18 protein-coding genes are annotated in these 10,046 nt (G+C 45.0%); 3 read left to right on the top strand and 15 right to left on the bottom strand.

The genetic code is table 11. The features are described 5' to 3' along the window. Positions 1-105: 105 nt before the first annotated feature. From WMO25_RS09535 to WMO25_RS09465, 15 genes are read right to left on the bottom strand one after another with little or no spacing between them, the layout of a single operon-like run. Complete coding sequence (locus WMO25_RS09535; RefSeq protein WP_349085123.1) at positions 106-567, bottom strand: hypothetical protein; 462 nt, start codon at positions 565-567, stop codon at positions 106-108. Between the two features lie 2 nt (positions 568-569). Next, on the bottom strand, positions 570-839 hold the full coding sequence (locus WMO25_RS09530) for a hypothetical protein (protein ID WP_195659661.1): 270 nt from the start codon (positions 837-839) through the stop codon (positions 570-572). Next, entirely contained in the window at positions 836-1,474 is a 639-nt protein-coding gene (locus tag WMO25_RS09525; RefSeq protein WP_349085122.1) for a hypothetical protein, read from the bottom strand. Before WMO25_RS09525 ends, WMO25_RS09530 begins: the two co-directional genes overlap by 4 nt. Continuing rightward, positions 1,474-1,965: a RusA family crossover junction endodeoxyribonuclease gene (locus tag WMO25_RS09520; RefSeq protein ID WP_349085121.1), complete on the bottom strand. Its 492-nt coding sequence runs from the start codon at positions 1,963-1,965 to the stop codon at positions 1,474-1,476. The genes WMO25_RS09525 and WMO25_RS09520 overlap by 1 nt, the downstream gene beginning before the upstream one ends. Before the next feature lie 9 nt (positions 1,966-1,974). Then, positions 1,975-2,385, bottom strand: a complete 411-nt coding sequence (locus WMO25_RS09515) for a helix-turn-helix domain-containing protein (protein ID WP_349085120.1) — start codon at positions 2,383-2,385, stop codon at positions 1,975-1,977. 8 nt (positions 2,386-2,393) lie between these two features. Further along, complete coding sequence (locus WMO25_RS09510; protein WP_349085119.1) at positions 2,394-3,227, bottom strand: ATP-binding protein; 834 nt, start codon at positions 3,225-3,227, stop codon at positions 2,394-2,396. Between the two features lie 21 nt (positions 3,228-3,248). Beyond that, complete coding sequence (locus WMO25_RS09505; protein WP_349085118.1) at positions 3,249-3,983, bottom strand: LvrA C-terminal domain-related protein; 735 nt, start codon at positions 3,981-3,983, stop codon at positions 3,249-3,251. A 16-nt stretch (positions 3,984-3,999) separates the two neighbouring features. After that, on the bottom strand, positions 4,000-4,803 hold the full coding sequence (locus tag WMO25_RS09500; RefSeq protein ID WP_349085117.1) for a PD-(D/E)XK nuclease-like domain-containing protein: 804 nt from the start codon (positions 4,801-4,803) through the stop codon (positions 4,000-4,002). Positions 4,804-4,806: 3 nt separating this feature from the next. Continuing rightward, on the bottom strand, positions 4,807-5,823 hold the full coding sequence (locus WMO25_RS09495) for a DUF1351 domain-containing protein (RefSeq protein WP_349085116.1): 1,017 nt from the start codon (positions 5,821-5,823) through the stop codon (positions 4,807-4,809). A gap of 19 nt (positions 5,824-5,842) precedes the next feature. After that, positions 5,843-6,805, bottom strand: a complete 963-nt coding sequence (locus WMO25_RS09490; protein ID WP_349085115.1) for a RecT family recombinase — start codon at positions 6,803-6,805, stop codon at positions 5,843-5,845. Positions 6,806-6,816: 11 nt separating this feature from the next. Then, positions 6,817-7,047, bottom strand: coding sequence for a hypothetical protein (locus WMO25_RS09485; protein WP_349085114.1), 231 nt, complete (start codon positions 7,045-7,047; stop codon positions 6,817-6,819). Continuing rightward, entirely contained in the window at positions 7,040-7,249 is a 210-nt protein-coding gene (locus WMO25_RS09480; RefSeq protein WP_117636170.1) for a hypothetical protein, read from the bottom strand. The genes WMO25_RS09485 and WMO25_RS09480 overlap by 8 nt, the downstream gene beginning before the upstream one ends. Then, positions 7,233-7,382, bottom strand: coding sequence for a hypothetical protein (locus WMO25_RS09475; protein WP_181974006.1), 150 nt, complete (start codon positions 7,380-7,382; stop codon positions 7,233-7,235). The genes WMO25_RS09480 and WMO25_RS09475 overlap by 17 nt, the downstream gene beginning before the upstream one ends. After that, positions 7,369-7,872: a helix-turn-helix domain-containing protein gene (locus WMO25_RS09470; RefSeq protein WP_349085113.1), complete on the bottom strand. Its 504-nt coding sequence runs from the start codon at positions 7,870-7,872 to the stop codon at positions 7,369-7,371. The genes WMO25_RS09475 and WMO25_RS09470 overlap by 14 nt, the downstream gene beginning before the upstream one ends. Before the next feature lie 32 nt (positions 7,873-7,904). Further along, the gene (locus WMO25_RS09465; RefSeq protein WP_117636172.1) at positions 7,905-8,111 is read right to left on the bottom strand and encodes a helix-turn-helix domain-containing protein; all 207 of its coding nucleotides are present in this window, start codon (positions 8,109-8,111) and stop codon (positions 7,905-7,907) included. A 175-nt stretch (positions 8,112-8,286) separates the two neighbouring features. On the opposite strand from WMO25_RS09465, the gene WMO25_RS09460 reads away from it, so the two are divergent. From WMO25_RS09460 to WMO25_RS09450, 3 genes are all read left to right on the top strand, one after another. Then, positions 8,287-8,622 (top strand): helix-turn-helix domain-containing protein, encoded by a 336-nt coding sequence (locus WMO25_RS09460; protein ID WP_118110351.1) that lies wholly within the window; start codon positions 8,287-8,289, stop codon positions 8,620-8,622. 71 nt (positions 8,623-8,693) lie between these two features. After that, positions 8,694-9,461 carry a hypothetical protein gene (locus WMO25_RS09455; protein WP_270222907.1) on the top strand — a complete coding sequence of 256 codons (768 nt, stop codon included), beginning with the start codon at positions 8,694-8,696 and terminating at the stop codon, positions 9,459-9,461. A gap of 43 nt (positions 9,462-9,504) precedes the next feature. Beyond that, the coding region (locus WMO25_RS09450; protein WP_349085112.1) for a recombinase family protein at positions 9,505-10,046 on the top strand (542 nt) is incomplete at its 3' end.

The raw sequence follows: 10,046 nt of genomic DNA, 5'->3' as shown, positions 1-10,046 counted from the left end.
TGGAATAGACCTTTTCCTCTGAACTTTGTATATACTCCCACAGTCTCTGCACTCACTCCGTCAATCGGACCTTCTTTCGGATCCGTCACACGTCTGATTGTAAAATCATTCATTTTCTTCTGGCACCTCCTCTTTCTGAAAGATCGTCATGTACTCTCCTCTTTTCACTGTAACCACTCCAGTATCAACAACAACCTCAACCGTCGGATCATAATACTTCTCCAAAAATCTCCTGAGAGGCTCTGCAGCCGCTTTGATCTCTTTCGCCATATCCTCTAACTTTTCCTGTTCTTCCTTCTCTGGATGCAGAAACTTGTCATAATCAATCCAGTGATTGTCAATGTACCTTCTCTCCAGAAGCTTTCTTTCTCCGTGTTCTTCTATGACAACCTGATCTTCTTTTACGTTGATAATCTTTACCGGCTCGTCCATGTATTTCCGTGTGGATCCAGGTTTAGGCGAAAACGCTGGAAAGCCGATATTTAAGTGTACTGGTGGGAATGGTTCAGGATTGAACGCCTCCGCTGTTCTGATTGCTAATTTGCCTACCATATCTTTCAAATACATTATCATTTCCTCCTGAATGTCTGTGCGTATTCGCATGTTGCAAAATGTGATACATAACCGAACCCCTGGGCTTCACCAGGATCGGTTACGATAGTTCCAGATGTTACTTCTCCGTTGGCAAGGACAATTCTGTCCTTACCACCATCTCTCCGGAAGTTTACGAAGTTTGGGTTGACTGGCATGCTCTTTCCGGATTTCATTCTCACGAATATGATCCGTGCTCCGCACTTTCGGCACTGCGAGAATTTGTCCGGTGCTTTCTCTCTTCTCATTCCGGCATACCCTCCTCTGGATCTTCATACTCATAATCTCCGTTGTCATCCGTGCTGTCTGTAGCTTCCGTATCGCCTCCAGGAGCGTTTGTTTCCTCCTGATCGGTAATTTCTTCATTAGCTGGCGTATCTGCCTGATTTTCGGCTTCCTCGGACTGATCCACTTCCTTAAATTCCGCATCAATTACTCCGTTATCCTCCGGAAGTGCGTTTGATGGACCAGGAAGCATTGTACTTTCGTCCAGATCTGCTCCAGCTTTCAGGTTCTCTTCATAATCCGGATCGAAAAGGCTCTGCTGTCCTCCCTCATTGATGTATTTCAGGACATACCGTTTTAGATCTTCATCCCATACAAGGTTCATTCCGGCGTCTTTCTTGCCATCCATGGAATCTTTTACCGGAACCGCAATGGAAACCTTATGTTTGATTACTGGCTTGTTAATCTCAATAGATCCTCCTTTTCCATCCGGAACCCAGTCCTGGCTCATTTGCAGATCCACTTTCAGAGTGATGCTACCTTCATCGGAGTTATTCTTCTCCATGCTCTTGAAAAGCCTCTGCATCAGCAAATCAAAATTCTCTCTGGCTGTGGCGAATACATCGCTTTCAATCCTCATTTCTTCGTAATTGTTCATTATCTCGCTCCTTCCTGCCTATTTTGCTCAATAGATCGTATGATTACCTCTACTCTTGGTGTCTCGGAGTAGAACTTCCGGCACTGGCAATCTACGATCTGTGTATCATCACGGTATGCCACCTGATTCAGTGAATCCGCTATGATCTTAACTACATTATCCATGTCCGGCTTCTTTGTCGGTCTGATCTCATTTGCCAGCATGGATGCCTTTTTCTTTTTAGATGCAGACTTTGGTATGGAATAATACGCCATGATCCGCATATCCAGCATCGTACCATCAGGAAACTTAAATTCCGGGTATGCAGCACTGTACTCCGTGCGTACCAGGTTCTCATATATGACTGTTTTCTTTGGTGTAACGTTGTTCACTAATGTATTCCTGGTTTTTCCTGTTTTCTTATCAGTGAACCCTTTCGCACTGTACATTACCTTTGTCTGCGGTCTGCCTTTCCCGGTCGGTTCTCCAGGTACTGTAAATCTTACTTCCATGTCCACCTCCTATTTCGATGTGTCAGCGTTGGTTGCAAGATCTTTTGCATGTACGAAATAATCCAGAGAGTTTCCTTTCCCCTTCAGGCGTTTATTCTGTCCCACATCGTACCCGTTTTTCGCCAGGATCTTAATCACTGTCAGGCGATCCTCCATGTTATAGATCCTCAGCTCTGCATCCCACTCCGGATCTGGCTCTTTCTCCGGTTCTTTCTCCGGGATAATGCCAGCCATCAGATTATTAAAATCTACATTGGCTACCGCCGCAATTTTATAAAGTGTTGATGCCAGGATGTCTGTTCTATCGTTTTCATAGCTCCAGATCTGGCTATCACTCTTTCCGATCAGTTCCCCGAACTGCCTCTGAGACAGCCCCATCCCTTCCCTGATCCGCTTGATATTCTCTCCTAACTTTCCCATTCTCTACCTCACTGTAATAATTCTTTCATGTCATTGAATCGCTGTGCTGCTTCTATCTGCCGGAAGGATTTCCCCGGCATTTCAACCGGATAACATGTTTCAAAGATCCGGTCATAAACTCTTCTGTAGCGGATATCTGTAGTCTGAAGCATTTCCGACAACTCCAGGTTCGTTGTCAGGATCATCGGCTTATCTGTCCGGATCCGGCTGTCAATGACGTTGTATACCTTTTCCAGGGCATAATCTGTATTTCGCTCAGCTCCCAGATCATCAATGATAAGCAATGATGCACTGTTTAGAATCTGTATGTAGCTCGCTTCGTCTCCGGTTCCGATGTCCTGGAGGATCTTCACGAATGATGTCATAATCACTGTGATGTTTTGCTCCATCAGGGCGTTTGCAATACAAGCGGCAGTGAAGCTCTTTCCGGTTCCGACCGGACCGTATAACAACAGTCCCTGGTTCTTTTCCTTCATTTCACGGAATTTCTTCACGTAATTTAGTGCCAGTTTGTATGCTTCCTGGTTCTCCTCCCTGACCTTATATCCAGAGAAATCCGCATCCCGGAACTTACTTGCCATCATGGAAGCATCTTTCAGGCGGTTAATAGCGTGCATCCGCTGTTCGTGTTCATCTTTCTGCTTTTCCTTTTCGATCTCGTCAGATCTGCACTTGCAAATGCAAGGCACAATCTTCTTGAATCCTGAGATCTCAATTTTGAACTGTTTCCGTTTGCCGCATACTCCGCATCGGATCAGACCATCTTCTCCAACGTAATCTCCCTCTTTGATCGGGCTTATCTCTTCCTGACTATGAGAGGGCAACATGCCTCCAACTTCCATTTCCAGTTATCCTCCTTCTGTCTACATGAACGGATTTTCGCCTTTCCTGAACGTTTTCGCTGGCTCCTGGGTTCTATTATCCAGGAAGTCCGTAAATGGCATTGTATCGCTCAGGAACGTCTTTGGATGCTTTATGAACTTTGTCTCTGTCTTGTCTCTCTGGCACTGGTTCGCATAATTGGTTGCAGCTGTCAGCAACTCCGCATCCGAATATCCGTCATTCAATCTTGCCTGGTACTTCTTATAAGCGTTTCCTTTATCCACTTTTCTCGGGTAGACCTTCCAGAACTCTTCAAAAGCTACTGCATACTCATTACGTTTCGTCTTTCCGGATCCTTCCGGCTTTTTCTCCGGTTCCGGATCCTGGCTCTTTTTCTTTCCGGCTCTATAATCTCGCATCCGTTCCGCATGTTTCGCTTTCTTCTGCTCATATGACGTATAGTAACTTCTCCAGTCCGTCCAGTCATGCAGATATAAGGAGCCATTCTCTTGGTCGATCCATCCGCACTCAATCAAATTGTCAACGATATTTGAAATTGTACTCCGGTCAATCTCCAGGAATCCCGGACGGATCGCTTCCTCGATGTCCTCATGTTCGGCAGCTACAATCCGTCCACTCTCTTCTGCATTGTCAATTCCCCACAGCCAGAGGCGAATCAGGATCCCGATTGCCTCATTCTGGCTGATTCCGGATCTCTTAGCAAAATCCCTTAATTTACCTCCGATCAGCTTCTGATCCACCGTGATCCATGCCATCTCCTGCACCTCCATACTATAAACTCGCTGTCAGATCCCCGATCCCGATCGGCTTTGTCAGCACCTTGGTGTCTCTACACCAGATGCACTGCTCGCATCGGTCAGGTTTCGCTCCGTGATATTTCACTTGTAGGATCCTCGGCATCCGGCTTTCTATTACCTTCATCGCCTCTTTCAGGTAGTTGTCATGTATGTAGATCACTTCGATGTTCATTGCCTCTTCTTTGGAAATTCCGGCAATGTAGAACGGCAATCTCTTTCCGGTGTTCTGGTAAACGATCTCCTGGTAAATAGCTCCCTGGAGGTCATATCCCCAGTAGCGGACAAAATCCAGATACCCGATGTCCGGAACATATCCGAACTTTGTGAGTGACTGCATGTATTTCAGATCCACAATCGCTCTGCCCGGATGGTAGCTGTCCATTTTGATCTTCCACTTGGATCCAAACAGCTCTCCGGTCATTATGACCTGTTTTTCTCCAGACATGTATTCCTGGAAAAGCGGATCTCTCAAACTTCTTGCAATCGCCTTTTCTGCCTTTATGAAATTTGCTTTTAATTCTCCGTCCTGTCTGAACAACTCTGCATGTTCTTCTTTGAATTTATCCAGAGTACCCTCATAGAAGGAATCCACGTAGCTTCCTTCCAGGAGTGCTGTTCGATCCGGTTCTTTATATTTCCCACGAATCTTAGCCAGCGCACACTCTTCACATCCCAGTTTTCCGTATGTTCCGGCAAAATCTTTGAACTGAGAAACTGACATGTACTCATAATTGGCTATGTCGGAGTAATAATTCTCCGATGTTAGCTGAAAGCCCATGAATTATACCTCCTCGTAGTCAATTCCCATTGCCTTAATGTACTCAATTACCTTCTGGTAATCCTCCGGGGATCCCGTGATTCTGATCGTCTGGCTCGGTTTCGGATCAAAAGGAATTTCCGGATCCTGAACTGGTTCCGGTGCCAGCTCAACGATTGGTTCCTGGATCGGAGTTGATGCTGTCGCACGGGCAAATGCCTCTCTTTCGATGTTGTCAATCGTCCTTCCGATGTCCGATTGCGGTCTTTCCGGATATCCGGATGTCTGAGTAGCCTCCTCCTGCTGATTCTGAGCTGCAAGTTCTGCTTCACGTTTCGCAAGCTCCTCCTGACGTCTGCGGCGTTCCTCTTCCTCACGTCTCTTTCTTTCTTCCTCTTCCTGCTGTCTTTTCAGGATGGCTGCTTCCTGTGCTCTCAGTTCCTGGACTTTCTGCATTGCATCCGCAAGTCTCAGGTTCGGTCTGTACGCATCCATGGCGTAAGATCTGAATTTCTCCTCGATGCCAGCCAAAACCTGCAGATCTGACCTGATTGCATCCGCCCTGGCATCAATGGCAGCCTGCCATTCTGATTTCTTAGCTGTCGCATTTTCCCAGCGGTCATCATAAAGAGCGTTCTTGGCTTTATCTGCAATCTGCTGTTCGATCCCTTCAAATGCTTTCTGCATATATTCCAGGATCACAGCTCTTGCCTTTTTTCTTCTGGCAGTTTCATACTCTGTCAGGCGTTCATCAATAACTGCAATCGGTTCCTGGATAATCGCCATCAGCTCTTTTGCCTGGGTTTCAATCAGTTCATATGGTTCCAAACACTTTTTCTTGATCTCGATCTTTCTGGCGTTTACAGACTTAGAAAGATTGTTTAACATTGCTCTGTCTTTCTTTGCCTGACCGATGTTTGAATCATCGTACTCCGTGGTCTTGTATACTTCCAGAGCGTTCGTGATCGCCTTTTTCAGATCTTCATAATTCCATGTTACTGTTCCTGGTGTCTGCTGTACTTTTACTTGTAATTCATTCATTCCCATATCCTCCATTTACTTACTTGAATGGTAACTCGTTATCCGGAAAATCCTCCGGCATCATAAAGCCTTCATCCGGCATGCTCTGTGGTGCTTCTTCTGCCGGGATCGGTACTCTCTCTGGTGCTTTTCGGAAGTCCTGTGGTGTTACTGCCGGCTGCGGCTTCTGTTCAATCGTTTTCTGTCCGGCTGTCTGCCCTGGTGCAAAGGCATCAACCACATTGTCCGATCCTGGAAGCTGTGCTGGCTGTCTGGTGGATCCTCCGGAGATCTGCTGATTCTCAAACTCAAATCCGGATCCCTCTTCATAAGCCTTAATCAGCTCCACTTTGTCCAGATTCAGATCAATCAGTTTGCTCAGCCTGCGGATGACTGTTTTCTTGCACATTTCTCCAAATGATTCTTTCCACGCCTGGCTATTCGCAGCTTTTGAATAGACGTCTTTTGTATGTCTGATCTCTTCCACGCTCATACTGTCGTATTTGATGGTTCCATCCGCATACATGACTACTGCAAACGCTCCGATGATATCTTTGTTTGAGAATGGAACTGGCTTAAAGCTCAACTTCTGAACGCCTGCCTCCACTCCTTCATCGTAGACATCTCCTTCACGGACTACTTTTGCATAAATATCTTTGATCGGATCATCACTGAACCGCTTGCAAACCTTAATTTCGCCTTTGTAGTCGGTCTGGAATGTCATTTCGCCCTTATACGGGATCGCATAGCACTCCCCGTTCAGGAAATCTAACCCCAGGTACGCTCCTTTTATCATACAGAGCACGATTGAATTGATATCAACCGTCTGGAGCTGTTCTCTTTTCTTGTAATCCTTCATCATGTCCCGGATCACTGTGATACAGTTCAGAGCGAATCTCTGCTGATTGAATCCAGGCGGCATAGCGTCTTTTTTCTCAGTCAGGGTTTTCATTAACTGGTTCTGGATCTGATCCAGGTACTGATCTGCTGTCATCTGTCCCATGTTTTCCTCCTTTAGGCTACTGCCATATTTATAAGTGAGATGGCTGTTACCGTGTTGCGAAAGTAGTAATTCTTAATTTCATCCTCCAGAAGCAGCGGTACATAATCCCTGCCCTTTCCGCACCGATCACTCTTTCTGATCGTGTACTCCAGGATGATCTGATACTCTTCCTCGGTCAGCACATATCCTTGCTTTTCCATGTCCTCACGGACTTTCTTTGTTTCTGCTGTAATATCAAGCATCGTACTCCTCCTCTTCATCTTCGTAGAAGGATTCTCCCGGCTCGCAGAAAGCCTTATATTCAAGAAAGAGCACTACCGGAAAAATCAGTCTTTCACTCCCGATCGCCTTATATCCTCTCTCGGCATATGCCAGCTTACATCCTCCGATCTGCATGATCGCCGCAATCGCAAGCATAGCCGATACTTTAACTAGCTTTCTCAATTCCGTTTACCTCCTTCACGAATACTCCAATGTCAATAGGTTTCTGATGTGCTATAGCGTCCATGAGTTCCTGGTCGCTATGGATCCCGTACTCCTCGGACAGCTGTTTTTTTAATTTCTCAATTAGTTCCATCCGGTGTACCTCCATGCTTTTTCAAATACATCCTGAGTTCCATCACGTCATCCGCAAAATCGCTCAGGCATGCTACTATCTTTTTCAGCTCTTCCTCTTCTCCATGATCCAGCTTTCCATCACTGGCAATTCTGAGAAGTCCTTTCTTAATACTGTGTAACCGATCATCGTCTGCATGATTCAGGAGACTACAAGTAATCTGCTCAATCCCCCGGATCTTTGTTGCGATGTTCTGCCTCTTTCCAATAGGGCAATCATTTTTGCAATAGCAAGCCTCCAGTTCCGGTGCTCCGTAAAGGTCAGCCATTCTTACAACAACATCGGTCGGTACTGGTGTCAGTCCCAACTCATAATTGCTCAGGCTTGATACAGATACATTCAGCATCTCGGAAGCTCCCTCACGGCTACTCAGCCTATCATTGTATTTTGCAGCTTCTTTTCTACACTGAAAGTAGATACTTCCACCGCAATTCATACATTCTTTCTCCATGTTCTAACGTCCCTCCGTGAGTTACTATTTAATCATACAGTTGTGGTGTCACTGTCAGCGATCCCCAGGTAATCAGAAATCTTTTTGACTGCCGGAGCACTGTAGACACGCCCGTTCAAGATCGAACTGACATAGCTTCGGTTCATATCCAGCTCCTTAGCTAATGTTGTGGTTTTAAGATCACGGTTAATCATTTCGATCTTGGCGTTTTTGCACCACGCAGACAGCTTTTTTTCCATGAGTTCCCTCCTTTTCCTTCTTTACTTACCTAACATTTGTTGGTATGATAGAAGTGCTTTTTCAATTATTAAATTGATTATGTTTTGTTGTTTATGTTTGTTAGTATAGCTCACTGTAGTGAGTTTGTCAATGCCATAAACACTCTTTTAGTGAGTTTATTTTTAGGAGGATTTTATGTTCTACGATAATCTGAGAGCTGTTTGTGCAGAAAAAGGCACTACAGTGACTACTGTTTTAAAAGAATTACATATGAGTACCGGAAGCACCGGAAAATGGAAAGAGGGATCCATTCCGAAGATTGATACTGTCATGCAGCTTGCGGAGCATTTGGACGTATCTCTGGATTATCTGGTATACGGGAGAAAGCTTTATACTGAGGTTTCCTGTCTGGATCCTGAATGGATCGACATTATCACTCATATTCCAGATGATAAGCAGAAAATGTGCAAAGACTTTCTTCGTACCCATATGGTTATTCCAGAAAAGTACGCAGACCGTAAAAGGGGATAATATCATTACCATATTTTACATGGCGAAGAAATCATTACCATGACACTTAATACATAGCGAGGAAGATGAAAATGGATTCAAAGAAAAACTGCATCGGTAATATATCCAATTTATTATCCGATAAGCTGCATACTGAAAATATGGACCGCTGGTTGGACTTTCGCACCCTTGGTTCCCCTTCTGGGTTTTCTACTGTTGACTTCTGGGAATGGTACGCATCGTACTCTATTGATTCTTCTGTACGTGGCGCCTTAGCGGAGTTCCTTGTGATGAAAGCTCTTGGTATAGAGCAGCGGCGTAGCCACTGGGGAAAATGTGATCTTGTATCAGGCTCTTTTTCTTTTGAGATAAAATCATCAGCTAAGATCACATGCAAGCATCCAGAAAGTGGTGCCATTTCTGAAAACAAACGGATTGTTTTTGATATTGCAGATAGACATCATCATATTACCGGAGATTCTTGGAGTGAAAAGGAACGATGTTCGGACATGTACATTTTCTGCTTTCTCTGTGATCTTCCAGTAACAAATACTGATAATTGGGAATTTTATCCAGTTCTTACCAGCGATATTAACGTCTCTTTCGGACACGCAAAAACTGTTTCTCTTTCCAGGATAAGAGAGCTTTCAGATCCGGTATCTTTCCAGGATCTCGGAACAACTGTAAATAAAATATCTGGAGGTGTACTTATGAGCAGCACTGAAACTCAGGAAGAAAAAGAACGCCAGGAGCAAGTTCAGGAATTGCAACGGCTACTGGCTTGTTACCAGGTCGCAAGCCGTGATGACAAAAATGTAGTATGGGCGGCACTGAATAAATACATGCCGTATGTGAACTAAGTATAGCCCCGTGGAGGGGCTATTTCTTTTTGATGGAGGAATTATGAAGAAAAACTTTAAGATGCCCGGATCGGGCTCAGAAACGCCTATCCGGGTGGCGATTTACGTCCGTGTTTCCACGGTCTACCAGATAGATAAAGATTCATTGCCAATGATGAAACAGGATCTTACTTCTTACTGCAAGTATATCCTGAATACAGATGACTTTGTGATTTTTGAGGATGCTGGATATTCCGGAAAGAATACCGACCGTCCGGCATATCAGAAAATGATGTCCCAGATCCGGCAAGGGCTTTTTACTCACTTACTTGTTTGGAAGATCGACCGAATCTCTAGGAACCTTCTGGACTTTGCGAATATGTATGCAGAATTGAAGGATCTCGGTGTCACGTTCGTGTCTAAAAACGAGCAATTTGACACCAGTACAGCTATCGGAGAAGCCATGCTGAAGATCATCCTAGTATTTGCAGAGCTTGAGCGTAACATGACCTCAGAACGTGTAACAGCAACCATGATTAACCGTGCCTCTAATGGTGTATGGAATGGCGGGCGTATTCCGTTCGGTTACTCTTATGATAAGCCTAC

It is taken from the genome of Coprococcus intestinihominis, assembly GCF_040096555.1.
GTDB classification, from domain to species: Bacteria; Bacillota; Clostridia; order Lachnospirales; family Lachnospiraceae; genus Coprococcus_A; species Coprococcus_A intestinihominis.
This window is presented reverse-complemented; position numbering and strand designations above follow the sequence as displayed.

Bases quoted from the DNA above. Each gene is read 5' to 3' on its own strand.
- WMO25_RS09535 (WP_349085123.1), bottom strand. From the start codon at position 567: ATGTATTTGAAAGATATGGTAGGCAAATTAGCAATCAGAACAGCGGAG.
- WMO25_RS09530 (WP_195659661.1), bottom strand. From the start codon at position 839: ATGAGAAGAGAGAAAGCACCGGACAAATTCTCGCAGTGCCGAAAGTGC.
- WMO25_RS09525 (WP_349085122.1), bottom strand. From the start codon at position 1,474: ATGAACAATTACGAAGAAATGAGGATTGAAAGCGATGTATTCGCCACA.
- WMO25_RS09520 (WP_349085121.1), bottom strand. From the start codon at position 1,965: ATGGAAGTAAGATTTACAGTACCTGGAGAACCGACCGGGAAAGGCAGA.
- WMO25_RS09515 (WP_349085120.1), bottom strand. From the start codon at position 2,385: ATGGGAAAGTTAGGAGAGAATATCAAGCGGATCAGGGAAGGGATGGGG.
- WMO25_RS09510 (WP_349085119.1), bottom strand. From the start codon at position 3,227: ATGGAAGTTGGAGGCATGTTGCCCTCTCATAGTCAGGAAGAGATAAGC.
- WMO25_RS09505 (WP_349085118.1), bottom strand. From the start codon at position 3,983: ATGGCATGGATCACGGTGGATCAGAAGCTGATCGGAGGTAAATTAAGG.
- WMO25_RS09500 (WP_349085117.1), bottom strand. From the start codon at position 4,803: ATGGGCTTTCAGCTAACATCGGAGAATTATTACTCCGACATAGCCAAT.
- WMO25_RS09495 (WP_349085116.1), bottom strand. From the start codon at position 5,823: ATGAATGAATTACAAGTAAAAGTACAGCAGACACCAGGAACAGTAACA.
- WMO25_RS09490 (WP_349085115.1), bottom strand. From the start codon at position 6,805: ATGGGACAGATGACAGCAGATCAGTACCTGGATCAGATCCAGAACCAG.
- WMO25_RS09485 (WP_349085114.1), bottom strand. From the start codon at position 7,047: ATGCTTGATATTACAGCAGAAACAAAGAAAGTCCGTGAGGACATGGAA.
- WMO25_RS09475 (WP_181974006.1), bottom strand. From the start codon at position 7,382: ATGGAACTAATTGAGAAATTAAAAAAACAGCTGTCCGAGGAGTACGGG.
- WMO25_RS09470 (WP_349085113.1), bottom strand. From the start codon at position 7,872: ATGGAGAAAGAATGTATGAATTGCGGTGGAAGTATCTACTTTCAGTGT.
- WMO25_RS09465 (WP_117636172.1), bottom strand. From the start codon at position 8,111: ATGGAAAAAAAGCTGTCTGCGTGGTGCAAAAACGCCAAGATCGAAATG.
- WMO25_RS09460 (WP_118110351.1), top strand. From the start codon at position 8,287: ATGTTCTACGATAATCTGAGAGCTGTTTGTGCAGAAAAAGGCACTACA.
- WMO25_RS09455 (WP_270222907.1), top strand. From the start codon at position 8,694: ATGGATTCAAAGAAAAACTGCATCGGTAATATATCCAATTTATTATCC.